This is a genomic window from Arthrobacter sp. Soil_N43 (assembly GCF_057655195.1).
In genome coordinates this window covers 1-24,582 of record NZ_JBDGML010000027.1, presented here as the reverse complement: position 1 = coordinate 24,582, position 24,582 = coordinate 1, and the positions used below count along the sequence as shown (strand labels likewise).

At 65.4% G+C, this 24,582-nt stretch carries 22 protein-coding genes; 11 read left to right on the top strand and 11 right to left on the bottom strand.

Annotated elements, in window-relative coordinates; genetic code table 11:
• The coding region (add, locus tag AC3A3W_RS01390; protein ID WP_487440104.1) for an adenosine deaminase at positions 1–751 on the top strand (751 nt) is incomplete at its 5' end.
• Here the strand turns inward: add and AC3A3W_RS01385 are convergent.
• Together AC3A3W_RS01385 and AC3A3W_RS01380 are read right to left on the bottom strand one after the other, a co-directional pair.
• Positions 748–1,362, bottom strand: a complete 615-nt coding sequence (locus tag AC3A3W_RS01385; protein ID WP_487440103.1) for a hypothetical protein — start codon at positions 1,360–1,362, stop codon at positions 748–750. The two genes, add and AC3A3W_RS01385, sit on opposite strands and share 4 nt — an antisense overlap.
• Positions 1,363–1,400: 38 nt before the next feature.
• Complete coding sequence (locus AC3A3W_RS01380; RefSeq protein ID WP_487440102.1) at positions 1,401–2,234, bottom strand: CPBP family intramembrane glutamic endopeptidase; 834 nt, start codon at positions 2,232–2,234, stop codon at positions 1,401–1,403.
• A gap of 309 nt (positions 2,235–2,543) precedes the next feature.
• Between AC3A3W_RS01380 and AC3A3W_RS01375 the strand changes: the two genes are divergently transcribed.
• Positions 2,544–4,841 carry an FdhF/YdeP family oxidoreductase gene (locus AC3A3W_RS01375; protein WP_487440101.1) on the top strand — a complete coding sequence of 766 codons (2,298 nt, stop codon included), beginning with the start codon at positions 2,544–2,546 and terminating at the stop codon, positions 4,839–4,841.
• 17 nt (positions 4,842–4,858) lie between these two features.
• Here the strand turns inward: AC3A3W_RS01375 and AC3A3W_RS01370 are convergent, their stop codons facing one another.
• Both AC3A3W_RS01370 and AC3A3W_RS01365 read right to left on the bottom strand, forming a co-directional pair.
• A complete protein-coding gene (locus AC3A3W_RS01370; protein WP_487440100.1) occupies positions 4,859–5,752 on the bottom strand; it encodes a glucose 1-dehydrogenase in 894 nt (297 codons plus the stop codon).
• A gap of 62 nt (positions 5,753–5,814) precedes the next feature.
• A complete protein-coding gene (locus AC3A3W_RS01365; RefSeq protein WP_487440099.1) occupies positions 5,815–6,105 on the bottom strand; it encodes a hypothetical protein in 291 nt (96 codons plus the stop codon).
• 250 nt (positions 6,106–6,355) lie between these two features.
• On the opposite strand from AC3A3W_RS01365, the gene AC3A3W_RS01360 reads away from it, so the two are divergent.
• From AC3A3W_RS01360 to AC3A3W_RS01350, 3 genes are all read left to right on the top strand, one after another.
• A complete protein-coding gene (locus tag AC3A3W_RS01360; RefSeq protein ID WP_487440098.1) occupies positions 6,356–7,219 on the top strand; it encodes a pullulanase X25 domain-containing protein in 864 nt (287 codons plus the stop codon).
• Between the two features lie 246 nt (positions 7,220–7,465).
• Positions 7,466–8,167, top strand: coding sequence for a hypothetical protein (locus AC3A3W_RS01355; RefSeq protein WP_487440097.1), 702 nt, complete (start codon positions 7,466–7,468; stop codon positions 8,165–8,167).
• A gap of 34 nt (positions 8,168–8,201) precedes the next feature.
• Positions 8,202–8,504, top strand: coding sequence for an acylphosphatase (locus tag AC3A3W_RS01350; RefSeq protein WP_205653595.1), 303 nt, complete (start codon positions 8,202–8,204; stop codon positions 8,502–8,504).
• A gap of 21 nt (positions 8,505–8,525) precedes the next feature.
• Here AC3A3W_RS01350 and AC3A3W_RS01345 read toward each other — a convergent pair whose 3' ends face one another.
• Both AC3A3W_RS01345 and AC3A3W_RS01340 read right to left on the bottom strand, forming a co-directional pair.
• The gene (locus AC3A3W_RS01345) at positions 8,526–12,257 is read right to left on the bottom strand and encodes a TM0106 family RecB-like putative nuclease (protein ID WP_487440096.1); all 3,732 of its coding nucleotides are present in this window, start codon (positions 12,255–12,257) and stop codon (positions 8,526–8,528) included.
• A 282-nt stretch (positions 12,258–12,539) separates the two neighbouring features.
• On the bottom strand, positions 12,540–12,824 hold the full coding sequence (locus AC3A3W_RS01340) for a DUF1540 domain-containing protein (RefSeq protein ID WP_400580815.1): 285 nt from the start codon (positions 12,822–12,824) through the stop codon (positions 12,540–12,542).
• A gap of 335 nt (positions 12,825–13,159) precedes the next feature.
• On the opposite strand from AC3A3W_RS01340, the gene fdhA reads away from it, so the two are divergent.
• The 4 genes from fdhA to AC3A3W_RS01320 all read left to right on the top strand — a co-directional run bounded on the left by fdhA (position 13,160) and on the right by AC3A3W_RS01320 (position 17,411).
• The gene (gene fdhA, locus AC3A3W_RS01335; RefSeq protein WP_487440095.1) at positions 13,160–14,371 is read left to right on the top strand and encodes a formaldehyde dehydrogenase, glutathione-independent; all 1,212 of its coding nucleotides are present in this window, start codon (positions 13,160–13,162) and stop codon (positions 14,369–14,371) included.
• 183 nt (positions 14,372–14,554) lie between these two features.
• Positions 14,555–14,854 carry a hypothetical protein gene (locus AC3A3W_RS01330; protein WP_487440094.1) on the top strand — a complete coding sequence of 100 codons (300 nt, stop codon included), beginning with the start codon at positions 14,555–14,557 and terminating at the stop codon, positions 14,852–14,854.
• 341 nt (positions 14,855–15,195) lie between these two features.
• Positions 15,196–15,741: a YceI family protein gene (locus AC3A3W_RS01325; RefSeq protein WP_487440093.1), complete on the top strand. Its 546-nt coding sequence runs from the start codon at positions 15,196–15,198 to the stop codon at positions 15,739–15,741.
• A 794-nt stretch (positions 15,742–16,535) separates the two neighbouring features.
• On the top strand, positions 16,536–17,411 hold the full coding sequence (locus AC3A3W_RS01320) for a serine hydrolase domain-containing protein (RefSeq protein ID WP_487440092.1): 876 nt from the start codon (positions 16,536–16,538) through the stop codon (positions 17,409–17,411).
• A gap of 6 nt (positions 17,412–17,417) precedes the next feature.
• Here the strand turns inward: AC3A3W_RS01320 and AC3A3W_RS01315 are convergent, their stop codons facing one another.
• Both AC3A3W_RS01315 and AC3A3W_RS01310 read right to left on the bottom strand, forming a co-directional pair.
• On the bottom strand, positions 17,418–18,614 hold the full coding sequence (locus AC3A3W_RS01315; protein ID WP_487440090.1) for a TerC family protein: 1,197 nt from the start codon (positions 18,612–18,614) through the stop codon (positions 17,418–17,420).
• A gap of 180 nt (positions 18,615–18,794) precedes the next feature.
• Complete coding sequence (locus AC3A3W_RS01310) at positions 18,795–19,544, bottom strand: ArsR/SmtB family transcription factor (RefSeq protein ID WP_487440106.1); 750 nt, start codon at positions 19,542–19,544, stop codon at positions 18,795–18,797.
• 29 nt (positions 19,545–19,573) lie between these two features.
• Here AC3A3W_RS01310 and AC3A3W_RS01305 point away from each other — a divergent pair, with 29 nt between their 5' ends.
• Positions 19,574–20,623: a proline iminopeptidase-family hydrolase gene (locus AC3A3W_RS01305; protein ID WP_487440088.1), complete on the top strand. Its 1,050-nt coding sequence runs from the start codon at positions 19,574–19,576 to the stop codon at positions 20,621–20,623.
• Positions 20,624–20,637: 14 nt separating this feature from the next.
• Complete coding sequence (locus AC3A3W_RS01300; RefSeq protein ID WP_487440086.1) at positions 20,638–21,219, top strand: dihydrofolate reductase family protein; 582 nt, start codon at positions 20,638–20,640, stop codon at positions 21,217–21,219.
• A gap of 25 nt (positions 21,220–21,244) precedes the next feature.
• On the opposite strand, the gene AC3A3W_RS01295 is transcribed toward AC3A3W_RS01300, so the two are convergent.
• From AC3A3W_RS01295 to AC3A3W_RS01285, 3 genes are all read right to left on the bottom strand, one after another.
• The gene (locus AC3A3W_RS01295) at positions 21,245–21,520 is read right to left on the bottom strand and encodes an ArsR family transcriptional regulator (protein ID WP_487440105.1); all 276 of its coding nucleotides are present in this window, start codon (positions 21,518–21,520) and stop codon (positions 21,245–21,247) included.
• 133 nt (positions 21,521–21,653) lie between these two features.
• A complete protein-coding gene (locus AC3A3W_RS01290; RefSeq protein WP_487440085.1) occupies positions 21,654–22,934 on the bottom strand; it encodes a dicarboxylate/amino acid:cation symporter in 1,281 nt (426 codons plus the stop codon).
• A gap of 265 nt (positions 22,935–23,199) precedes the next feature.
• Positions 23,200–24,582: aspartate ammonia-lyase (locus AC3A3W_RS01285; RefSeq protein WP_487440084.1), on the bottom strand; the 1,383-nt coding region annotated here is incomplete at its 5' end.

The window sequence follows — 24,582 nt, the reverse complement described above, 5'->3', positions numbered from 1 at the left end:
CTATCTGCGCCGGGCGGCCGCCGCCGGGGTACGCCACGCGGAAATCATGCTGGATCCCCAGGCACACCTGTCCCGCGGGGTTTCGCTGGAGACCTGCGTCAACGGGGTGGCCTCCGTCCTCGCCTCGTCGCAGGACGAGTTCGGGATTTCCACTCTGCTGATCGCGGCCTTCCTGCGCGACCTCTCCGAGGAGTCGGCGTTGGAGGTTCTCGAAGCATTGTTGGCGATGAACGCGCCGATTGCCGGCATCGGGCTGGATTCCGCCGAGGTGGGCCATCCGCCGGCCAAGTTCGAGCGGCTGTTTGCGCGGGCCGGCGAAGCAGGCCTGCGGAAGATCGCCCACGCGGGCGAGGAGGGACCGCCGTCGTACATTATCGAAGCGCTCGATCTCCTGGGCGTGGAGCGCGTCGACCACGGTATCCGGTGCATGGAGGACCCTGAGCTGGTGGAGCGGCTGGTGGCGGACCGCGTGCCGCTGACGGTCTGCCCGCTGTCCAATGTCCGGCTCCGTGCGGTGGACAAGCTGGCCGACCACCCGCTCCCGGCGATGCTGGCCGCAGGGCTGAACGTGTGTGTGAACTCGGATGATCCGGCCTATTTTGGCGGTTACGTGGATGACAACTTTGCCCAGCTGGAGTCCGTGCTGGGGCTGTCCGAATTCGACCGCGTCCGGTTGGCTGCCAACTCGATCAGTTCCTCATTCGCCTCGGACGAGCGGAAGGCGGAGCTGCTGGCGGAGCTTTCAGGCTAGGCGGGGCGTTCGGGCGGTGCTGCCGTCCTGCCTCCGGTGCGCCAGATCCACCAGCCGAGGGCAGCCATGGCTAGCCCGATCGGGAAACCGTAGGGCGGCAGGCCGGCGTTGAAGCCGAGGACGCCGGCGATGATGAACGCAATCCCGGCCCAGACCGGGAACATGCGCGTGCGCCAGCCGGCAATGCCGAAAACCATCCAGCCGAGGGCAAACAGCACGTAGCTGGACAGGCCGCCGACCGCCAGCATGCCCGAGCCGCCGGCGAGAATGGCGCCGGGCGCGACGTCAGCTATCCATGGCGCCGCGAAACCGTCGAACCACATGTTGCCTGCCATGTCCAGGGTGCCCACGAGCGCGAAGCAGAAGCCGACGGCGCCAAGGCCGCCTGTGTGCGCGGCATAGCGGAGGTATACGGATACGAGGGCGAGGACGAGCCCGACGAAGACCACCCAGTACAGCGCGTTGGCCACGACGAACGGGGTCTGGCGCATCATGCCGATCCGGTCCAGGCTGCGGTCGGCGGTGAGGAGCCGTGCCACGTCCACGGCGGCCAAGGCGAGGCCAGCCACCAGGGCGATCGGGCCGGCGGCTGAAGCGAGGGGTGAGGACATTTTTCCTCCTTGGCGTTTCTGGGCTACATGTTTCTGGGCTACATGGGGCGCATCTTGAGGGAGAAGGGCCCGACGGCGGTGGCCGAGCGGGGTGCCCTGCGCCAGGTTTTGCGGTCGAAGAAGACGGTGGCCAGTACCGCGGCCAGCACCACGGCGAAGTAGATCAGTTCTGCGCGGTCCGCGGCCGCACCGGTGAAGCCGAAGGAACCGACGGTGAAGGTGCCCTGGCTGTTGTGGAACAGGAAGGTCAGCAGGACGCTGCCGCCTGTGCGGTTGAAGAGCCACACGTACAGGAAGGTGATGATGAACGTCGTCGGCAGTCCGATGGGGCTTAGGCCGTTGAAAAGGATCAGGGGCAGGTGCCAGAACGCCACCAGGACGCCCAGAATCGCCGCGGAGTGGAGCGGTGGCCGGGTGGCCTGCAGCAGGGGAAGGGCGTAGCCGCGGAAGCCCGGTTCTTCGCCCAGCGGCCCGTCCATGGGATTCACGAGACGGACCGCGAACACCGTCAGCAGTCCGCTCCAGGACAGATCCGTGAGGCGCGGCGCTGATGCTCCCAGCGCGATGTTGATGTATCCCGTGACGAGGACAAGCAGCGCGGGAAGCAGAAGCGCGACGGCGTACCACACCCAGCCCACGCGCCACCGGACCAGCCGCCGGGCCCACGCGCGGAAGCCGCGCCTGCCCTCGGCCAGGGCGATCACAATGACCGCAGCCGCGAGCGGTGCCACGGGCAGGAACTCCACGCGCGGCATCAGCCCCGCCGCGTAGAGCGGCCACGAGGACCACGCAATGGCGTAGGCCAGAACGAAGAAAGCCAAGAGCCTGTGGTTCTTAAGCCAGTGGTTCTTCTGCCGGATGCTGGAACGCATGGCCGCTCCAAACGATCAGTGCGTGGTGCTCCATTGTCCGCCCGTTCTGCGCGGAGGCGCCAGAGAAGCGGCCCGGGGCCGGGGCACCTTGCCGGGCGCCTTCCCGGGGCACCTTGCCGGGTGGCTTCGCGGGGTCTGGGCCTTCGGGGCGTCTGGGACGAGCTGCCGCGTGGCTGCCTGCGCCCGCAGGCGGAATGCTTGCAGCCGCTTCCCATACCTGCTAGTCCTGTGACAGAGGCAACACATAGGTGTGTGCCGGGCCCTAAGCAGCAGGACCCAGACTATGAAGCGAGTCGAGGAGAGTGCAGCATGCCGCGCAAGAACCCGCGGGTGGAAGAGGCTGACGAAAAAGACCTTGAGGTCAGCGGACCGAAGGAATGGGCCGCCGGCATTCCCGGTGTCCTGCACTCGATCCAGCCGGCGCTAAAACACATGGGTGTGGGCCGGACCGAGAAGACGCTTCTGGCCCTGAACCAGAAGGACGGCTTCGACTGCATGAGCTGCGCGTGGCCGGATCCCGGGCACCGGAAGACGTTCGAGTTCTGCGAGAACGGGGCCAAAGCCGTCACCTGGGAAGCCACGCCGGTGGTGGTGGCCTCGGAATTCTGGGCGGAGCACCCGGTCAGCGAACTGCGGCAAAAGCCCGAGTACTGGCTGGGCATGCAGGGCCGCCTCACGGAACCGGTCTACAAGCCTGCGGGGGAGGACCACTACCGGCCGGTCAGCTGGGACGAGGCGTTCAGGATTCTGGGCGACAAGCTCAACGGCCTGGCCAGCCCGGACGAGGCTGCCTTCTACACGAGCGGCCGGACGTCCAATGAGGCTGCCTTCATCTACCAGCTGTTCGTGCGGGCCTACGGAACCAACAACCTGCCGGACTGCTCCAACATGTGCCACGAATCCTCCGGATGGGCCATGGGGCAGACCATCGGCATCGGCAAGGCCACCATCACCTACGACGATTTCGCCAAGGCGCAGCTGATCATCATCATGGGCCAGAACCCGGGCACCAATCACCCGCGGATGCTTACCGCACTGGAGGAAGCCAAGGAAGCCGGCTGCACGATCGCCGCGGTCAATCCTCTCCCGGAAGCCGGACTCATGCGCTACAAAAACCCGCAGAAGATCAAGGGAATCATCGGGCACGGCACGGACCTGGCCGACCAGTACCTGCAGATCCGCGTCGGTGGAGACATGGCCCTGCTGCAAGCCATCTCCAAGCGGGTCCTCGAAGCTGAGGCCAAGGACCCCGGAACGGTGCTGGACCACGAGTTCCTTGAGGCACATTGCCAGGGGCTGACGGAACTCAAGGAGCATCTGGCGCAGCTGGATGAGGAAACCGTGCTCGAGGCCACCGGCCTGCGCAGCGACGAGATCGACGAACTGGCGGCCCGCTATCTGAAGGCGGACAGGGTCATCATCACTTGGGCCATGGGCATCACCCAGCACAAGAAGGCTGTCGCCACCATCAAGGAGATCATCAACCTGCTGCTGCTGCGCGGCAATATCGGCAAGCCGGGTGCCGGCGCCTCGCCCATCCGCGGCCACAGCAACGTCCAGGGGGACCGCACCATGGGCATTTGGGAGCAGATGCCCCCTGCCTTCCTGGATGCGCTCGGCAAGGAATTCGATTTTGAGCCGCCGCGTGAGCACGGCTTGGACGCCGTGCAGACCATCGGGAAAATGCGCGACGCCGGGATCAAGGTTTTCGTGGCGCTCGGAGGCAACCTTGTCGCCGCCATTTCAGACACCCACGCCGCCGAGGCCGCCATGGAAAACACGGACCTGACGGTGCAGATCTCCACCAAGCTCAACCGCTCGCACACGGTGACCGGCAAGGAGGCGCTGATCCTCCCCACCATGGGACGGACGGAGATCGACATGCAGGCCTCGGGGCCGCAGTTCGTGTCGGTGGAAGACACCGTCTGCGCCGTGCACGCCTCCGAGGGCAAGGTGAGGCCGGTGGCGCCGAACCTGCTGTCCGAAGTGGCCATCGTGTGCCGGCTGGCCCGGGAGACGGTGGCGGGAAGGACGAGCGCTGACTGGGAAGGGTTCGAAAAGAACTATGACCTCATCCGCGACCACATCTCCCACGTGGTGGCCGGATGCGAAAACTACAACGACAAGATCCGGCAGAGGGGCGGCTTTGTCCTTCCCAACGGGCCGCGGGATTCGCGCACCTTCCCCACACCCACCGGAAAGGCCATGCTGACGGTCAACCACCTGGAGCACGTGGAACGGCCGGCGGGAACGCTGATCCTGCAGTCCGTGCGCTCCCACGACCAGTTCAACACCACCATTTACGGCTACAACGACCGGTACCGCGGCATCAAGAAGGGCAGGGACGTCGTCTTTGTCAGCCCCGAGGACATCGCCGAGCTTGGCCTGAGCGACGGCCAGTTCGTCGACCTTCACGGGGTGTATGAGGACAATGTGGATCGGGTGATGCGGAAGCTGCGCGTGGTCTCCTACCCCACGGCCCAGGGCTGCGCCGCCACGTACTATCCCGAAGCCAACGTGCTGGTTCCGCTGGACAGCGTCGCGGAGGGCAGCAACACGCCGGCGTCGAAAGCCGTGATTGTGAGGCTCGAACCCAGCACGGCCTAGCACCTGTTCATGGGTTGCTACGGCGTCGGGCTGCCGCCGTTGACGTTGAGCGTTTCACCCACGACAAAGCTGGACTCCGCAGAGGCCAGGAACACGTACGCCGGAGCCAGTTCCGCGGGCTGGCCTGCCCGGCCCAAGGGAGTGTTCTTGCCGAACCCGGGCAGTGCTTCCTTCGGCTGGCCGCTGCTGACCTGCAGCGGCGTCCAGATTGGCCCCGGAGCCACGGCATTGACCCGGATTCCCTTCGGCGCCAGCTGCTGGGCCAGTCCCTTGGTGAAGTTGTTGATGCTGGCCTTCGTCGTTGCGTAATCCACGAGGGTGGGCGACGGGTTGTACGCCTGGATCGACGTCGTGTTGATGATGGTGGAACCAGCCGGCAGATGCGGCACCGCGGCCCTGGTCAGCCAAAACATGGCGTAGACGTTGGTCTTCAGTGTGTGGTCGAACTGTTCGTCGCTGATGTCGCCGATGTCCTCCTGGGCTACCTGCTTGCCTGCATTGTTCACCAGGATGTCCAGGCCGCCCAGTTCGCGGATGGCGGTGTCCACAAGCTCGCGGCAGGTGTCGGCATCCTTGAGGTCGCCCGGAACCTTCACGGCCTTACGGCCAGCTTTCTCGATGAGGTTGGCGATCCGGGCTGCGTCCTCTTCCTCCTCGGGAAGGTAGGACATGACGACGTCGGCGCCCTCGCGTGCGAACGCAATGGCCGTGGCGGCGCCGATTCCTGAGTCTGCCCCGGTGACGATGGCCTTGCGGCCGTCGAGCCGGCCGGTCCCACGGTAGCTGTCCTCGCCCAGGTCAGCCTTGGGTGTCAGCTTGGCGTCGAGGCCCGGTTCGGGCTGGTGCTGCTTTGGCGGCTCGATGTGCTCGTAGGCCGTGACGGGATTCTTGAACGTGTACTGATCAGTCATGGTGCTCCTCCTGGTAACGGGGGTGATCATGGACAGGGTCACATTGCTGCTGCGCGCACTTGCTACTGCTCGGCGCCGCCGTGCAGTCCGTCGTCGCTGCTGTCCGCCGAGGCTGCCTCGCCGGTGTCATCGGGTAGATCCATGTTTCCGCGTGCTTCAGCCATGGTGGGCCCGCCGGAAGGGACGTCATAGCGCTCGGGACGGATGCCGTGGGACTGCTCCTCGATGAGTGCCTGTTCCTCGCTGAAGCGGATTGCGTTGGCGTCGTCACCGGCGTCACCGGGCACGTCGTCGCGGAGCTTTGAAGGGTCCGGAATTATGAAGCCGTCGTCCTGGGAGTTCTGTTCGCTCATGGTCTCATCCTTTCCAATGCCTGCCGGGGCGCCCTTTGGTTCGCTGGCGTGCGTTCACGGGCGCATATGGTAAGCCTACTTTCTATTCTGCGTGGCGGGAAATACCGGAGCATCTGGGAGTCCAAGCTCGTTTTCTGGTGTAATCCGCGTCATAGTCGGCCACGACACGCAGTATTTACCGTTTCAAGTGGCCAGATTTAACCTGCGCACGGCAAACTACTGAGGGAACAATCGCTCTAAAAGGGGAACCATGCGCAAGACTGCCGCAGAAAACACCAACTTCCGGCTTAAGGCCGTGCTGGACGTGCTGGCAGAGGGGGTGTTGACTGGTGAGTCGCAGAACGCCGGCGAGGTGCTGGCCGAGGCGCTCGTGCGGGTTCCGCTGAACGCCTACGAGGCGGAGCTCCTCAGCGGAGGCATTCCGCGCGGTCACAAGTCGCTTACCTCTGCCACGTCGAAGCTCGTCAAGGCCGGCTGGCTGGTCAAGGGCCGCTCCGGCTGGACCATCACCGAAGACGGCCTGCGTGCCACGGTCGCATTCCCGGATCCCGCGGGTTTCGCTGCCGCGCTCGACGCCGGAACTCCCGTTCCTGCCGATACGCCCCTTCCGGTCGCCGTCCCTGCCAAGCCGGCAGCCAAGAAGGCGCCCGCTGCCAAGGCTGAGAAGGCTCCGGCCAAGACGGCCAAGGCTCCATCCAGGGCTGCGAAGGTTGTGGACAAGGCCGCGAAGCTGATCGAGGACGCAGTGGCCCCCGTTGCCAACGCGGTTCTTGGCAAGAAGGAAGAAACTGAAGCTCCCGCCGCCGAGTCCTTCCCCCAGCCGGAAGCAGTGGCGGTCGCAGGTGACTTCAACACCTTGCTCGGTGCCCCGGAGAACTGGGCGCCGCAGTACGACGAAGCGCAGATGGAGCTCGACGCCATCGACCAGCTGTGGAAGCTGACCGCTGACATCCCGGCCGGCTACTACACCTTCAAAATCGCGCTGAACCGCTCGTGGGAAGAGAACTACGGCGCTTTCGGTGCGTTCGACGGTGCCAACCACGAACTGCACCACGACGGCGGCCAGGTCACCATCCGGTACGACCACCGGACCAGGGACATCACCGTCAACTAAGAGGCATCGGCGACGGATCAATCCGTCCACCCGTGAAGCCCCGCTGCCGCACCCGCGGCAGCGGGGCTTCGCTGTCTCTCGAGGGGCTCACTGAAGGCAACGATTTGGTCGTAGTCCAAGGTTGCCCAAGGAATTCCCAAGGTTGGCCGGTGCACTATTATTCCATCGTCTTTTCTTAACCTGCGCAGGGAGGGCACGATGCGCCGATCAGCACCACCAGCAGTTACAGCGATCTCGGGAATGGTCATGGCACTGGTGCTCCCGTCCTGCGGGTCGCCCGCCTCGGGCCCGGCCACAGGTTCCCCCGCCACCGGTTCCCCGGCCGATGCCCCGACGGCTTCGGCCAGCGGCACGGCAACCGCGGCGCCGGGGACCACCGCCCCGGGCGGCACGGCCACGCCGGCCGAAGGCTGGAAGACCTTCACCGCGAGGGACGGGTCACTTTCCTTCGACTACCCGGCTGACTGGACCATCAAGGACCCTGCCGGGCAGACGCCTGCAGGGGGCGGCGTCTCTGTGGAGGTCTCCAAGCCCGACGGCAAGTCCATGGCCACCCTGCGCACCAACGTGGTCACGGGCGCCGAATGCACCAAGAAGCAGCCGTATGGACTCCTAGACTCTGAGCTTTTGCCCGCTCTTGCCCAGGCCGGCACGACGCCCCGGTTCACCTTCGAGTCCCGGACAGACGGCGAAGCGACAGACCCGATGAAGGCTACTGTCCTGGCCTACGGCATTACGTCCGCGCCCGAACCCACCGGACCGGAGGCCTGCCCCATCGCCCACTTCTTCACGTGGCCGCCCAGCGGAGCGATGTTCGGCGGCGTCTACAATCCCTTCGACACATCGCCGGGGAACGAGCCGCATGTGGACACACCGGAGGCGTACAAGGAGTCGGCCGAGTACAAGAACATCCGCAAGATGATCACTTCCCTGCGTCCGGCAGGCTGACGCGCTCGCTGACGGAACTGGCTACATTGGACTCATGACTGACGTGAATGCATCCGACGCGGACAGCGTACGCCTCACAGCGCGCGTGACTGGAATGGTCCAGGGCGTCGGCTTCCGCTACTGGACGGCGCGGAAGGCCGACGAGTTGGGGATCACCGGCTCGGTCAGGAACGACGACGACGGCTCGGTGGCCGTTGTCGCGGAAGGCCCGCAGCCGGTGATCGTGGAGTTCCGGCGCTGGCTGGGGTCCAGCGAAGCTCCGGGCCGGGTGTCCCACGTTGACGAGAAGCTGTCGCCTGCCGAGGGGGAGTTCAGCAGTTTCGACGTGGTGCTCTGACCTGGCAGCCGTCCAGCGGCTTCACCCCGCTCCCCGGAGCGGGCGCGGACTGAGCCCGATGAACGCCCCCAGTTCCTCCAGAGCCGACGGTTTGTGAGGCATGTAGTTGGTCAGCTCGGGGGACCGGACGATCACTGCGCGCCACTGCCCGCGCGAAACGGCGACGTTGAGGCGGTTGCGGTTCAAGAGGAACTCGGCGCCGCGGGGTGCTTCGGAAATGGCCGAGCATGCCATGGACACGAGCACCACGGGGGCTTCCTGGCCCTGGAACTTGTCGACCGTTCCCACCCGCACCGCTGAAAGTCCCGCCTGGTCGAGGGCGTGCCGGATGGCCTGGACCTGAGCGTTGTACGCGGCCACCACCAAGATGTCGTCCGCCTCCAGCCTCCGGAGCGGCTCATCCCGCCCAGGGGTCCATTTCAGCCCGACATGGTCGTTGGCCAGCTGGACGACCATCACAGCTTCCTCGTGGGAGCTCGTGGTGTTGCCGCTGTGCTCCACGAGAACCGTGTCCACTCCGGCGGGAACGTCGTCAAGGTGGCGGTACGTGGCAGCAGGGGCCGACTCGAGCTTGCCGTCGTAGCTCAATACAGACACGGCCTGGCAGAGTTGCGGATGCATGCGCCAGGAATCCGCGAGGAAGTAGCCCAGCTCGGCTGGCATGGTGGCGTGTCCGGCGGACAGCCATCCCAGGGCCGATTCATCGACAGGCTGGGGATGGGACCCCTGGGTGACCTGGGGCAGCTGCTGGGGGTCGCCCAGCAGCAGCAGGCGCCGTGCGGAGCGGGCAACGGCAAGGGTGTTGGCCAGCGAGTACTGTCCGGCCTCATCGATGACCAGCAGGTCGAGTGAGCCCGGAGGCACACACTTGCCGGTCATGGTCCAGGCCGTCCCTCCGATTAGGCAGCCGCCCTCGGCGTCAAGGATCCGCGCCACGTCATTGTCCGTCGTCAGATCCCACGGGACATCGGAACCGGTGCGCGGAGCTTTGACGTCCTTGGCCACCACGCGGGGGTCCACCCCTGCCTTCGCGATGGCGGTGCAGAGCATGTTTTCCACGACGGCGTGGGATTGGGCAACGACGCCCACTTTCCAGCCGCGCTGCACCAGGCGGGCAATGACGTGGGAGCCGACGTAGGTCTTTCCGGTGCCGGGCGGTCCCTGGACGGCGACGTACGACCGGTCCAGGTCCTCGATGGCCCCGGTTATGGCCGAGACGTAGTCCGCGGTGCCCGAATCGTCGTGGGTGACGGCGGGGAGCGCCTCCAGCGTGGCCAGCCGCGGGGGCACTCGGCGCAGTACGTCGAGGCCCGGGTGGTTCGGCACGTCAGGCAGCGCGGACCCCACGAGCTGGGCGAGTTCGGCCAGGGAGGCTTCAATGTTTGTCGTGGAGATGGGACGGTCCGACGTCAGTGCCATGGGCAGCTGGAAGTACGGTGGAACCTTGCCTGTCGACTTCTCAGTGATGGTGATGACGGTCTTGCCGGGCTGGTCGGGGTGGTCTTCAACGGCTTCAACCAGCGTGCCGAAGATGCCGTCCCGGTCCACTGACTCCGTTGCGGCGGCGTGCGGGGCTGTGCCTGTCTGCGGCGGCCGCGGCGTGCGTCCGCCGTCGACTTCCCCGAGGCCGTCCGGGAGGGGGTTCTGGAACATCCGGAACCACGTGGAGCCGGCACGGAACTCCGAACCCTCGCTCATGACTCCGGTGAGGCGCAGGGTCCGCGATTCGGTGCGGGCACGGCGGGTGGGCGGTGCCCAGTCGGACACCACGGAAGCGTCCTCCACCACGAAGACATTGCGCTGGTCCGACCAGCTGTCCACCTCGGATTCGAGGCGGTCGAAATGTTCCCACCAAAACTGCTTGCGTTCCCTGCGATGGTAGCCCGTGGCCGCCGCGACCATGGCCACCGCCTGCTCGTCGGCTGTGAGCCCCCGGGTGTCCGGAATGGCATCCAGGAACCCGCGGAGGGTCTCCTCCTCAGCCGTGGGTTCTCCGGCGCGGGATTCTCCGGCGGTCGGTTCTGTGGCCATGGGTTCTGTGCCTGCCGTGGCGTCTTGGCGTTCCCGGCCGTCGGGGAAGGCTGGCTGGGGTTGCCCGGGAGTGACCGCGGGGCCGTGGGCAAGCCCCAGCAGCCAGTCGCGAAGGCGCAGCGTGGAGAGGCAGTCGTACTCGTTGTAGTCGGAGATGGAGGCAAGGATGGCGCCGGCCTCCGCCTGCGTTCCGGGCCCGCCGTCGCGCGCGGTGCAGTAGGCTGCGTAGGCCACGACGGAGGCTCCGGCGTCCTTTACATCGCCGGACCGCAGGTTGTCCCCCATGTACAGGGGCTCGAGTTTCTTGATGGAGTAGGACGCCTCGGAGATCCTGAGGGAATGCCGCACCGTGGCGTAGAGATCCACGAGCACCCCCTCCCGGAGCCAGGAGTCAACGACATCCTCGCCCGCGACGTGCGTCAGGGAGAGGCTCCGGAGGGCCGTTTTTTCGTACGGCGCATAGTGGTAGACGTGCATGTCCGGATACCGGCTGCGCCGTTCCTCGACGTAGGCGAGGAAGTCCAGGAATGCCTGCCGTTCACCCGCCCGGGAGTGCGCCCAGAAGGGACGGAACACTGGTTTTGCCCCGGGCCGATCCCCGGGCAGCGGCGCCTCGACCACTCCGAAGAGGTACTCCAGCCCCCACCTTCCGGAGGCTGGGTCCTGCCACAGCGGATCGCCCTCGAAGTCGAAGAAGATATCGCCGTCGCTGGGGGCCGGGAGGCTGGCCAGCGCGTTCTGCGTCAGCACCTTGTAAGTGACGGTGTGGTCCTCGCCGTCCTTGACGAACGTACGTGATCCGTCCGGGCGTTCGCGCCCGGTCTGCATCCTGGCCTGCTCGCGCAGGCGGCGCCGTGACCCGGTTGCTTTCTCCGGCGGCAGGTCTGCGAGGGCGTCGATGTTGGTGATTCCGTCCGCAATCAGCTTCTTTCGCTGGACGGAGGTCATGCCTCCCACCATCAGCAGGTCGCGGTGCGCGGTCACCTGTTCGGCGCAGTAGTCGCACCGTCCGCAATATCCGACGCCGGGCTGCTGCCACCTGGCAGGGGCATCGGAGGCGCGGTGGGCCGCGGTCAGTTCGCGGAACCGATCGCGGCGCTCGCGGTACACGGGCAGCAGATCAGCGAGGGAGTGGATGCTGCGGTCCAGATTGCCCAGCACTAGTGTCACGCGGGGCGCAGGATCAAGTCCGAGGTTGATCAGCTGGTCCCCATACGCCGCAAGCTGCAGCAAGGCGCCCACCTTGGCGTGCCGGGCCAACTTGGTGTCCCAGACCGCGTAGCGGCCCGGGGCTTCACCCGACGGGCCGTCCTTAACCAGGAAGTCCGCATAGCCGAGGAACTCGCCGTCGAAAAAGGTGGCCTGGAAGACCACGTCCGCACCGGAATGAAGGGCCAAGGTGGTTTCGAGGTGCTTGCTCGTGAGATCTTCACGGTCTGTGGTTCCCCGCTCCACGCTGTAGACGCCGGTGCCGCGGGACGCATCCCAGGTTCCATATTCTGCGATGAGGCTGTCAAGGACCTTGTGCTCGTGGAGGTCACCGAGTTTCCCGGCGCGCGCCTGCATCTCGTCGGGCGGAAAGTCGGCCTTGGGGGAGCGGCCGAGCTTCTCGTCAAGGACGCGCAGCGTGCGGTACTCACACTGACTTGCGGCCACAAGGTCGCTGGCCGAGAACACTAGGTCAGCGGGCGCATCCGGCGCTATTGGATCGAGCAGGAACATGGGGCCTCCCCATTGGCAGCCTGGCAACGGGAGGGTTCCCGGTGCGCTAATTCGAATCTAGCAAGAGGCTATGACAAAGAAGGCGGCGACAAAGAGGCCGTGACAGGGTGGGCGGCAAAGCTTCGAAAGGGGACTCGACGGCGCGAACGGCACGATGGTGGGAAGCCGCTAAGCCGCTAAGCCGCTAAGCCGCTAAGCCGCTAAGCCGCCAAGACCCAACGACGCGATGGCCCGGCGGCACCGCCGCCCGGCCATCGCGCTGCGAGTGGGGAGCCGCTGTTCCTACGTGTGGGAGTAGGTGAGGCAGTCGGCGTTGTCCGCGCCCGGGCCCACGTGGACCTCCGGGGCGTTGCACATCAGGTGGTCATTATGAACGCACTCGGAGCGCTGGCATGCGCCAATGTTGGCCAGGACCTTCGGCAGCCCGCCGTGGATGCCGGTCTCGATGAAGGTGGCACATGAGGCATGGTCCGTCGACCCGCCAACCGTGATGGCCGCGGCGTTGCAGTGGGTGTGATCGTTGAAGGAGCAATTGGTGACGCTGCAGTCTGCGACTTGCGTGCTCATATCAGGTTCCTCCAGGGTCGTGGCCGTCCTGGCTGGACGCCCGCTTCCTCCAAACGTAGGCCTGTCCGACCGAATCAAAAAGACCCAATACTGTTGCGTATTTATCTGCTGCCCAGGCCCTGCCTCTCCGTTGCCGCATCCGGCGTGCACGGGCAAACGGAACGTTATAGACCTCACCACCCGGGGGGATTTAGACTGGCCGCACCCCTCCACCACACAGGCGCGGACCATGCCGTCCGGCCTGCCCGCACCTGCCCTTGGAGGGCACATCAGATTGCTTCATGAATCACAATCCGACCCTTCTTGGGGAGGGTCGGTGACGCCAGGAGGAAGAGATGGAAGGGAACAAAGCCGTTGCCTACAAGGGACCCGGCAAGGTGGAAGTCATCGACATTGATTACCCCAGTTTCGAACTCAAGGACGGGCCGGGCGTCAATCCGGCCAACGTGGGGCGGAAGGTTCCCCACGGCGCAATACTCAAAACGGTTGCCACCAACATCTGCGGTTCGGACCAGCACATGGTGCGCGGGCGGACCACGGCGCCGCCGGACCTCGTTCTGGGCCACGAGATCACCGGCGAGGTGGTGGAGGTGGGCCAGGACGTTGAATTCATCAAGGTGGGGGATGTCTGTTCGGTGCCGTTCAACATCGCCTGCGGCCGCTGCCGAAACTGCAAGGAGCGCAAGACCGGCATTTGCCTCAACGTCAACCCGGACCGTCCGGGCAGTGCGTACGGCTACGTGGACATGGGCGGCTGGGTAGGCGGCCAGGCCAACTACGTGCTGGTGCCATACGCCGACTGGAACCTGCTGAAGTTCCCGGACAAGGACCGTGCCATGGAGAAGATCCTTGACCTCGCCATGCTGTCGGACATCTTCCCCACAGGGTTCCACGGCGCCGTGAGCGCAGGGGTGGGCGTCGGATCGACCGTGTACATCGCCGGCGCCGGTCCTGTTGGCCTCGCAGCGGCGACCAGCGCGCAGCTGCTGGGCGCCGCCGTCGTGATTGTCGGTGACCTGAACGAGGGCCGCCTGGCGCAGGCGCGAAGCTTCGGGTGCGAAACCGTTGACCTGACCAAGGGCGGACCGGCCGAGCAGATCGAACAGCTGCTGGGCGTTCCTGAGGTGGACTGCGGCGTGGATGCCGTCGGCTTCGAGGCGAAGGGACACGGCGCGGGCGCCCAAGAGGCCCCGGCCACCGTGCTGAACTCGCTCATGGACATCACCGCGGCGGGTGGGGCGCTCGGCATTCCCGGGCTGTACGTGACAGGCGACCCGGGCGGCATCGACGAGGCGGCCAAGAAGGGGTCGTTGAGCCTGAGCCTGGGCACCGGCTGGGCCAAGTCGCTGAGCTTCACCACGGGACAGTGCCCGGTGATGAAGTACAACCGGCACCTGATGATGGCCATCCTGCATGACAAGGTGAACATCGCCAAGAACGTCAACGCGAAGCCGATCCTGCTGGATGACGCACCGAAGGGCTACGCGGAGTTCGACGCCGGTGCAGCCACTAAGTACGTGCTCAACCCGAACGGCTACCTGAGCTGAGGGCCGCCTCGGCTCCCTGGCTGAAACGCCTAATCTGGAACAGTTGCGCGGGGTGGGGCCGCGCCCTCAAGCCGCTCGAGGGGGCCGTCCGGATCCCGCGTTCCTGATCCCGCGTTCCTGTCCGCCGGGGCTTCCCGGTGGGAGAATTGTTGCACCGACTAACTCTGACCGGAGCCGAGGTGGATGATGAACAGTCAGCCTGAAGAAACTCCGATGGAAGTTCCGGAAGCGGACGCTTTCGAGCAGCGGCTGCCGGCGATGCCGGATGCGGGGGCGCACGAGGCGGATCCGCTGCCCGAGGACGCATCCGAAGCGGACGTGCTGGAACAACGGACCCCGTTGGTGTCCGGGGACCCGGCAGACCTGGCGGCCCCGGACCTTTCGGCCGAGGAAGCTGCGGAAGCGGATGCCATTGAGCAGGCGGCAGGCACTCCCGGAAACGACGAGGAGGACTACCCGTTCGCGGGCGAGGTGCCGGAGTAGGGCAGCGGGGCTGGGCTACTCGAGCGCTTGTCTCGGACCAATACGCAGAGGGCCCCGCCCACCTTGCGGTGTGCGGGGCTCCTCCTAGCGGCAGGACCACCGCAACTGGGGGATGCGGCGGGCCTGGCACTAACGATAAGGGTGATTCCTGAGGTATGGCTAGGAGTTTTTAGACACACCTTAATATTATTTTTCGATAACCCTCAGCTGGAGATCGTGAGGGGCAGAAAATCGCTGTGCCGGGCAGAAGGTACCGGGGGATCCTTGACTTCACCAGCGGGCTGAACCAGTGTGGAAATCGCACCATTTCAGCTGGATTATTCCCCTTTAGGAGATGTGCGATGACGCTCCCCGCAGGCCTGACCCCGGGTATCTGGACCCTGGATATGCCCCACAGCGAGATCGGGTTTACCGTCCGGCATGCCGGCATCAGCAAGGTCCGGGGCCGCTTCTCTGATGCGTCCGCCGAAGCCCGGGTCCGGGACTCCCTCGCCGAGTCCTCGCTGCATGCTACCGTGCAAACTGCCAGCTTCAACTCCGGGGACGCCAACCGCGACGCCCACGTGAAGGGAGCCGACTTCTTCGATGTGGCGGAATTTCCCGAGATGACCTTCCGTGCCACCGGCGTGGAGGGCGATGGCGAGGACTACACGCTCACGGGCGACCTCACCATCCGGGGCGTCACCAAGCCCGTGGAGCTGGAAGTCGAGTTCACCGGCGTGGCCGTGGATCCGTTTGGCGCCACTCGGGCCGGATTCTCGGCGGAAACGGAGATCAGCCGCAAGGAATTCGGGCTGACCTGGAACGCGGCACTGGAAGCCGGCGGACTGCTGGTCAGCGACAAAGTGAAGATCAACCTCGAGGCCGCGCTCGTCAAACAGGACTAGGGAGCCAGGGTTTCGGCAGGCTCAACCGGCGGGTGTCGGAACCGAGGGGTCCGGCCGGCTCAGCCGGCCGCTCTAGGACAGTCGCGCGATGCTTCGCCTGACCGGCTGCGAGGCCGTGCCGTCAAACAGATCCGCTGAGGACGCCTGGATCCTTTTGACGTCTTCGAAAACGCCCCGGAGGTGGACGCGGAGGGAGTCGTGCCCCGCCAGCCGGAGGAGTTCGCGGTGGAAATCCTCGTCCAGCCGGAAGCATCAGCCTCGCAACCGCGCCGGAGTACCTGAAGCCGCCCAACGTCTCGTGCGTCGGTGGCAGCTGGCTCACCCCCGCAGTGCAGTGGAGCGCGGGGACTGGGCGCAGATCACCGCGCTCGCACGGGAAGCATCCGGCGTTTCGGTCCGCTGATCGAGCCCGGCCGAAGATCCCCGTAGCCGTGGCCCGCAGACGCGCGTAGAGTCGGGAACGACCGGACCATCAACGGTCACTGACTGAATAGCCGCAATCTGAACTGAGGAGTTCACCATGAACTTGGGACATAAGATCAGGAATGCCGCAGAACGTCTTAGTGGGCGGACCGGCGCTGCCGGCGGACCCGCACGCCCCGCCCGGCCCCGGGCTACCGGTGCAGGCCACGGAGCTAGCCACATCGGCGACAGGATCCGCAGCTTCCTGAGGAGGCACTGACCTGTACACGGAGATCCACGGCGACGCAGCGCTGGGATCTCTGCTGCAGAGCGGTCGACGGCGGGGGCAACCATTGGTTGCCGCCGCCACCGTTTCGCCGGGGGAGCTTTCAGTGGCGAGCCTCGGCGCGCCGCTCGACGCCGACTATGAGATCGGATCCGTCTCCAAAGGGATCACCGGGCTGCTGTATGCGGACGCCTGCGCCCGCGGTGAGCTGGGCCCGGACACCACCCTGGGCGATGTGCTGCCACTGGGGGACTGTCCTGCTGCGGGCGTGACCCTGGCCGCTGTCAGCAGGCACACCTCCGGCCTGCCCGGCCTGCCCAGGTCGGCCAGGCCGTGGCGGCGGACTGCCGCCTTCCTGCTGCACGGGACGAATCCTTACGGCGAAACACTTGAGGAACTCCTGGCGCAGGCACGCAGCGTGCAACTGTCCGCACCGCGTCCGCGGTACTCAAACTTCGGGTTCGAGCTGCTGGGCCACGCCGTCGCCGCCGGGGCTGGGATGAGCTACCGCGCTCTGGTCCGCGAACGCCTTGCGGCGCCTTTGGGCCTGAGCTCGATCTATATGCCTGCCACCGCGGCGGAACTGGGACCGCGCGCCATCATCGGCACGAGCCGCTCCGGACGGCCCCGCGAGCCGTGGACCGGCGAGGCCGTTGCCCCGGCCGGCGGCATCCGTGCCTCCATCGGAGACATGGCTTCCCTCGTGCAGGCACTCCTCGACGGCACTGCCCCGGGGGTGGCCGCCCTCGACCCGGTGGCGAACTTCGCCGGACCCGCGGCGCGCATCGGTGCCGCCTGGATGACGCTCCGTGTGAAGGGCCGCGACATCACGTGGCACAACGGCGCGACGGGGGGTTTCCGCGCCTGGGCGGGCCTGGACCGGGAGGCGGGGACCGGAGTCGTCCTTTTGTCCGCGACAGCGGTGACGGTGGACCGGCAGGGGTTCAGGATGCTCAGGGAGCTGACGGAACGGGTCAGCTGACGGGAACTAGTGGCCGTTGGCCCGCTCGAGGGCCTCGTCGTGCTCGGCGTGGGCCTGGCGGAGGAGGTTCATGAACTCCGTCTGGTTGCGGATGAGCCGCTTGTACTTCTCCGGCAGCTTCTTGAGTTCGGCCTCCTCGCGGAGCATCTTGTTGAAGATCACCTCTCGCTCGGCGATGTCCGTCTCGTAGTTGAGGTCCACGTACTCGGTGGCGTGGCGCTTGGCGCCCGAGACCATGTTCTTGGCCTTGCCCTTGGGGCTGTAGATCGAGGCGAGGACCGTGACGATGAGGACGCCGAGGATGACGGTGAGTGACGTAGCGGTGCTGATCTCGACGACGTTCACATGCTCGCCGTCGTTGATGAACGGCAGGGTGTTCTCGTGGAGTGCGTGCAGGATGAGCTTGACGCCGATGAAGCCGAGGATGGTGGCGAGGCCGTAGGAGAGGTAAATGAGGCGGTCCAGCAGTTCGTCGATGAGGAAGAACAGCTGGCGCAGGCCCATCAGCGAGAATGCCGTGGCGGTGAAGACGATGAAGACGTTCTGCGTCAGGCCGAAGATAGCCGGGATGGAGTCGAGGGCGAACAGGATGTCCGTGCCGCCGATGGCCACCATCACCAGGAGCATCGGGGTGAGGACGCGCTTGCCGTCCACCATGGTGAAGAGCTTGTCGCCGTCGTACTGCTCGGAGGCGGGCAGGAACTTCTTGGCGAGCCGGACGACTATGCCTTCGCTTTCCTCGTCGTGCGAATCGGGCTTGAGCAGGTTGCCGGCGGTGACCAGCAGGATCAGCCCGAAGATGTAGAACACCCAGGCGAAGCTGTTGATGAGCGCGGCGCCCAGGAAGATGAAGCCGGTGCGGGCGAGCAGGGAGAAGACGATGCCGAACAGCAGCACCTTCTGCTGGTCTTTGCGGGGGACCCGGAAGCTGGCCATGATGATGAGGAAGACGAACAGGTTGTCCACGGACAGCGCCTTCTCGGTCACATAGCCGGCGAAGTACTCCGTGCCCAGGGTGGAGCCGCCGAATATCCAGACGCCAAGGCCGAACAGCAGGGCCAGGCCAACGTAGATGGACGACCACACGGCGGATTCTTTGAGCTTGGGGGTGTGGGCCTTCCTGACGTGGAAGAAGAAGTCAAAGGCCAGCAGGCCCAGGATTCCGGCGATGGTCATGATCCAGACGATCAGGGGGACTTCCATGCTGCGTGCCTCTTTCCAAGTGAACGAAGTCGCATGCAGTGAGAGGGCTCAGCCGGGCTGACGAACCCGCAACGCCGCATCGGTACTAGTGATTACCCTACCGAAGGGTGTGCGGGCCCGTCGCGACACAGGCGCCGTGGCGTGGGGTCCGCGGCGACCGTCAGGTGTCCATGTGTCGGGTCAGGTGTACATCAGGGAACCAGGCGTGGTGAGGATCTGTCCGGTTTCGAGCCAGGTCTTCAGACCGGAAAGGATCATGGGCCAGCCGCCGTAGAGCTGTTCGTTGGCGCCTTCGCGGAGCTGGTCGTGCGTGACGGTCAGCCGGCAGGAATCTTCCACCGGCTCGATCTCCCAGGTTACCCGCGAGGTGCCCTCGGCCTTGACGTCCTCGCCCCAGAGCGCGCGCATGGTCTGCACGAGGCGGCGGGGCGGGTCGACTTCCAGGTTCTCGCCCTCGCCAAGGGGTTCCCCGCCGTCGGGGGCCATCTCGAACCGCGACCCCGCCGTCCAGTCGGAGGTGATATGCACGCCGAACTGGTACTTGCTGCGGATCTCGCTGTCCGTGATGGCCTCCCAGAGCCGTTCCGGAGTGGTCTTGATGTAGATTTCGAAGATCTTTTCCATGGGACTTTCCAATCTGGATTTGAGGTCGCTGAGGGCAGCGGCCCATGGTTCTGCGTATTTGCTCACCCAGCGGTCGTGGACGAGCCTGATGGGCACCGGATTGAGGAAGTGCAGCTTCTCGCGGCCGCGGCGCCGGGTCACCACGAGGCCTGCATCTTCCAGGATTTTCAGGTGCTTCATGACCCCGAAGCGGGTGATTTCGAAACGTGCCTCGAGGGCACTGAGCGTCTGGCCGTCGTCGCGGAAAAGCTCGTCCAGCAGTTCCCTGCGGATCGGGTCGGCCAGAGCCTTGAATACGGCGTCCACAGCCTCAGAATAGGTGACCATTTGGTCACATGTCAATGCCTGCTCGGGGTCGCCAAACTGGCATTGACCCCCCGCCGTCGCCGCAGTCTAATCGGAACATCAAGGTCTCCTCTCCACCCGCTGAACCGACCCGGAGGACGGCAATGGTGCAGGACATAGAAGTGCGTGAGGGCCATGCAGAAGTAACTGGCGGGCGGGTCTGGTACCGGGTCGATGGCAATGGACCTGGCATGCCACTGGCCACCGTCCACGGCGGTCCCGGCGCCACGCATGATTATCTGGAGCCGCTGAAAGTACTGGCCACCGACCGGCCGGTTCTCTTTTATGACCAGCTCGGTGCCGGTAAGTCGGACGCACCGGACAACATCACGCTGTGGACAAACGACCGCCTGGTCGACGAGCTGAACCAGGTCCTCGACGCCGCGGGACTTGACCGCGTCCATCTGTTCGGCCAGTCCTGGGGAACCATGGTCGCTGCGGAGTTCGCGCTACGGGCGCCTGAGCGCCTGGCCAGTCTCGTCCTGTCCGACCCCCTCCTCAGCATGCCGCGTTTCGCCGCCGGAACCGCCGCCCTGCGCGCCACACTTCCCGTCAGTGTCCGGGAGGTTCTGGACCGCCATGAGGAGGCCGGGACCCTGGAGTCCGAGGAATACCAGGAGGCCGCGATGGAATTCAACAGGCGGTTCGTCTGCCGCCTGGACCCGTGGCCCGAGCCACTAATGCGCACCTTCGGCCAGCTGAACGGGACCATCTATGAGCGGATGCAAGGTCCCAACGAATTCTTGATTACGGGCATCCACAGGGATTATGACATCACCGGACGCCTTGGAGACATCAGCGTTCCCACGCTCTTCATCTGCGGCCGCCATGGTGAAACGCGGCCCGAGGAAACCACGCTCTACCACTCCATGACGCCGGGATCGGAGCTGGTGATCTTCGAAGAAAGCAGCCATCTGCCGCATCTGGAGGAACCCGAGCAATACCTGCAGGTGCTTCGGGACTTCCTGCAGCGGGCCGAACAGCCGGCATCCGCGCGCGGCTCCGGTTCTGCAGGGCCCGCAGCGGGAACGTTCTGGTAAGCGAGGAGCAGATTATGGGACAACTGGTGGTCCAGGAGTTTGTCAGCGCCGATGGATTCGCGGCGGATGCAAACAACGAATTCACCTTCCATGAACTGCTGGACGGGGGCACCGCTGAATTCGATCGAAGCCAGCTGGAGTGGCTGGACACAGTCGGCGCAATGGTCCTCGGGGCCAACACGTATCGGATGTTCGCCGAGTTCTGGCCAACGCCGGCATCGAAGGATGAAATTATTGCGCCCGCACTCAACGGGCTCCGCCGCGTCGTGTTCTCCCGCCAACTGACAACGGCACCCTGGGGAGACATGCCGGAGGCAACCATTGAGTCCGGTGACGCCATCGAGGCGATCCGCCGGATCAAGAGGGAGACCGACGGCGACATTGTTCTCTGGGGCAGCCTCACCCTGGCCGGGACGCTCCTGGCCGCCGGCGAGGTTGATGTGGTGAGGCTGGTGGTGATGCCGGTCGCCATAGGTGCGGGGCGGGGCGTGTTTTCCTCAGGGCAGGATCCGCACGTGATGGATCTTCTCAGCGCCACAACGTATGACCAAGGGCTGGTCGAGCTCGTTTACGGACTTCGGACGAAGAGTTCCTAGCCCCCGGGCGGGCCCCTGGCCCAACCTACGTGGTCGGGAGGAGCCGCACGCGGCGGGCATCAACTGGGACGAGCGAGTAAAAGGGGGTGAACCTGGCTCGCATTCCGGGGGAGAGGTTGGACCGGACGATCGAAGCGTTCTCAAGGGCTGTGAGGTGGTAGCGCACTACGTCTCTGGAAAAGCCAAGAGCGCTGCTGATGTCGGCTACCTTGCTAGCCCCGTTGTGTGCGAGATACTCGACGATCCGCGATCTGATCTGGTTGGGCCGTACTTTACGCCGGCGGTTACCCCCATTATTCACCGCTGGTCTGCTTGGGCTGACTGCGTCGGTCAATTCAACTGCCTTTCCATCGGGCCGTATCGAGAGGGTTCACCGGCTGACCGGGTCTGGGCGTTGCATCGACCCAGACCCGGCCAGCCGTGTGTGATTGCGGTCAGCGCACCGCGGTTTCCAGTTCCCTGGCCTCCTGAACTTCCCCCTCGGGGAGCGGCTCCTCGCCGGGAGCAGCTTTGTCGTGGCTTCGGCCGATAACAGCCGTGGCGATGGCATTGCCCAGGATGTTGGTGGCCGTGCGTCCCATGTCCAGGAGCTGGTCGATCACGAGGAGGACACCAATGCCTGCCGCGGGGATGCCGAAGGCGGGGACGACGGCGGCGACCACGACCAGCGAACCGCGCGGCACGCCGGCCATGCCCTTGCTGCTGAGCAGAAGCATGGCGGTCATCGCGATCTGCTGGCCGAGGTCCATGTCGATGCCGTAGGCATTGATGAGGAAGATGGAGGCGAAGGTCATGTACATCATGGAACCGTCGACGTTGAAGGAGTATCCCAGGGGCAGGACGAATCCGGTGGTGCGTTTCTCGATGCCGAACTTGGTGAGGCCCTCAATGAGCTTGGGCAGGGCGGCTTCGCTGCTGGAGGTGGCGAAAGCGATGACCATCGGTTCGCGCACAATCCGGACCAGGCGGAACGCCGCCCGTCCCAGGAAACCCACCGCGACGGCGATCATGAGGACCCACAGCGCCGAGAGGGACAGGTAGAAGCCACCGATGAAGGACGCGTACGTGGCAAACGCATCCAGGCCCTCGGCGGTGAAGGCCGATGCGATGCCCGCGAAAACACCAACCGGTGCCGCCATCATCACGTACCCGGTGACCTTGAGCATGACGCCCATCAGCTCGTCGATGGCATTCGCGATGGAGGAGTGGCCCTTCTTCCGGAGGTTCAGCAGGGCGATTCCGAAGAGTGCGCCGAAGACCAGGATCTGAAGGGGGTTGTTGGTGGTCAGTGCCGAGAAGACGCTCGTGGGGATGATGTTGGTGACGAACTCCTGGTAATCCAGGGGTTTCGACTCCAGACCTGCGTCACCGCCGGGCATGAGGTTCAGGCCGTCGCCGACGTTCAGGACATGCGCCGTGAGGAATCCGAAGGCGCCGACCAGGACGGAGGCCGACAGGAACCAGATCATCGAGCGGCCGAAGAGCTTCCCCACGCCGGCGGATTTCGCGGCTCCCGCAATGCCCGAAACCAAGGTGGCGAAGATCAGCGGGGCGATGATCATCTTGATGAGATTCAGGAACATGTGGGTCACGGTGTCGAGCACCGAAACGACAGATTCGCGGGCGTCTGGGGCGAGCAGCCAGTGGCCCACCAGGCCGCTGACGATTCCGAAGAGAAGAGATGCCAGAATCCACATCGTTGATTTGTTTTTCATAGTCCATCCTTGGGTCGGGGCCGTGATGCTGGCCCGGTGCTGGAACGGTGCTCGTCGTCGAGTCCGTTTCTCTGTCGTCAGGCGGGATATTTGGGCATGCCGGTGTACCCCTGTTCCCTGAGCGGGCGGGGTGGTGATGGGGCGTGCTTGTAGCGCTGGTTGAGCCTGTCGAGAGCTGGTTTCGACTGGCTCAACCAGCGGTTCTTGTTGGTCGAGCTTGTCGAGACCTGACAGGCTCAACCAGCGGTTAGGGGGCGGTTGGGGGTTATTTGCTGAGGTTGGCCAGGCGTTCGGGGCTGAGGAGTTCCTGGAGTTGTTCGGCGGTGAGCAGGCGGTGTTCGAGTACGAGTTCGGCGACGCCCTTGCCGGTGGCGAGGGCTTCCTGGGCGATGGCGGTGGCGGTGGCGTAGCCGAGGTGGGGGTTCAGTGCGGTGACCAGGCCGATGGACTGCTCCACGGTGAGGCGGAGGTGTTCGGTGTTGGCGGTGATGCCGCGGACGCAGCGTGCGGTGAGGGTGCGGCAGGCGGCTTCGAGGTGGGAGATGCTCTTGTGGAGGCTGTGGACGATGATGGGTTCGAAGGCGTTGAGCTGGAGCTGTCCGGCTTCGGCGGCCATGGTGATGGTGACGTCGTTGCCGATGACTTCGTAGGCGACCTGGGAGACGACTTCGGGGATTACCGGGTTGATCTTGCCGGGCATGATGGAGGAGCCGGACTGCACGGCGGGGAGGGTGATTTCGCCGAGGCCGGCGCGCGGGCCGGAGGAGAGCAGGCGGAGGTCGTTGCAGATCTTGGAGAGTTTGACGGCGACGCGTTTGAGGACGCCGGAGAGGTGCACGAAGGCGCCGACGTCTTGGGTGGCTTCGATGAGGTCGACGGCGGTGATCAGGGGCAGGCCGGTGATTTGGGCCAGGTGGCGGCAGGCGGCGGCGGCGTAGCCGGGGGCGGCGTTCAGGCCGGTGCCGATGGCGGTGGCGCCGAGGTTGATTTCGTGGATCAGCAGGTCTGCTTCGGCGAGGCGGAGCCGGTCTTCGCCGATGGTGACGGCGTAGGTGCCGAATTCCTGGCCGAGGGTCATGGGCACGGCGTCCTGGAGCTGGGTGCGGCCCATTTTCACGATGGTGCGGAACTCGGCGGCCTTGGCCGCGAACGCGTCCTCGAGTTCGGCCAGGGCGGCGAGCAGTTCCCGGGCGGCGAAGATGGTGCCGAGTTTCACGGCGGTGGGGTAGACGTCGTTGGTGGATTGGGAGAGGTTGACGTGGTCGTTGGGGTGGAGCCGGGCGTAGTCGCCTTTGGGGTGGCCGAGGATTTCCAGGGCGCGGTTGGCGATGACCTCGTTGGCGTTCATGTTCGAGGAGGTCCCGGCGCCGCCCTGGATGACGTCGACGATGAACTGGTCGTTGAGGTGTCCGTTCATGACGTCGGTGCAGGCCTGCTCGATGGCGGTGGCGCGTTCGGCGTCCAGGAGGCCGAGTTCGAGGTTGGTGCGGGCGGCGGCGAGTTTGACGGCGGCGAGGCCGCGGACCAGGTGCATGTTGGTGGAGAGCGGCTGGCCGGTGATGGGGAAGTTCTCCACCGCGCGGAGCGTGTGGACGCCCCAGTAAGCGCCCGCGGGGACATCCCGGTCACCGAGCAGATCATGCTCGGA

Coding starts and splice junctions, on each gene's coding strand:
- AC3A3W_RS01380 (WP_487440102.1), bottom strand. CDS start 2,234: ATGCGTTCCAGCATCCGGCAGAAGAACCACTGGCTTAAGAACCACAGG.
- AC3A3W_RS01330 (WP_487440094.1), top strand. CDS start 14,555: ATGATGAACAGTCAGCCTGAAGAAACTCCGATGGAAGTTCCGGAAGCG.
- AC3A3W_RS01300 (WP_487440086.1), top strand. CDS start 20,638: ATGGGACAACTGGTGGTCCAGGAGTTTGTCAGCGCCGATGGATTCGCG.
- AC3A3W_RS01370 (WP_487440100.1), bottom strand. CDS start 5,752: ATGACTGATCAGTACACGTTCAAGAATCCCGTCACGGCCTACGAGCAC.
- AC3A3W_RS01290 (WP_487440085.1), bottom strand. CDS start 22,934: ATGAAAAACAAATCAACGATGTGGATTCTGGCATCTCTTCTCTTCGGA.
- AC3A3W_RS01325 (WP_487440093.1), top strand. CDS start 15,196: ATGACGCTCCCCGCAGGCCTGACCCCGGGTATCTGGACCCTGGATATG.
- AC3A3W_RS01365 (WP_487440099.1), bottom strand. CDS start 6,105: ATGAGCGAACAGAACTCCCAGGACGACGGCTTCATAATTCCGGACCCT.
- AC3A3W_RS01355 (WP_487440097.1), top strand. CDS start 7,466: ATGGCACTGGTGCTCCCGTCCTGCGGGTCGCCCGCCTCGGGCCCGGCC.
- AC3A3W_RS01385 (WP_487440103.1), bottom strand. CDS start 1,362: ATGTCCTCACCCCTCGCTTCAGCCGCCGGCCCGATCGCCCTGGTGGCT.
- AC3A3W_RS01360 (WP_487440098.1), top strand. CDS start 6,356: ATGCGCAAGACTGCCGCAGAAAACACCAACTTCCGGCTTAAGGCCGTG.
- AC3A3W_RS01350 (WP_205653595.1), top strand. CDS start 8,202: ATGACTGACGTGAATGCATCCGACGCGGACAGCGTACGCCTCACAGCG.
- AC3A3W_RS01340 (WP_400580815.1), bottom strand. CDS start 12,824: ATGAGCACGCAAGTCGCAGACTGCAGCGTCACCAATTGCTCCTTCAAC.
- fdhA (WP_487440095.1), top strand. CDS start 13,160: ATGGAAGGGAACAAAGCCGTTGCCTACAAGGGACCCGGCAAGGTGGAA.
- AC3A3W_RS01305 (WP_487440088.1), top strand. CDS start 19,574: ATGTCAATGCCTGCTCGGGGTCGCCAAACTGGCATTGACCCCCCGCCG.
- AC3A3W_RS01375 (WP_487440101.1), top strand. CDS start 2,544: ATGCCGCGCAAGAACCCGCGGGTGGAAGAGGCTGACGAAAAAGACCTT.
- AC3A3W_RS01315 (WP_487440090.1), bottom strand. CDS start 18,614: ATGGAAGTCCCCCTGATCGTCTGGATCATGACCATCGCCGGAATCCTG.
- AC3A3W_RS01345 (WP_487440096.1), bottom strand. CDS start 12,257: ATGTTCCTGCTCGATCCAATAGCGCCGGATGCGCCCGCTGACCTAGTG.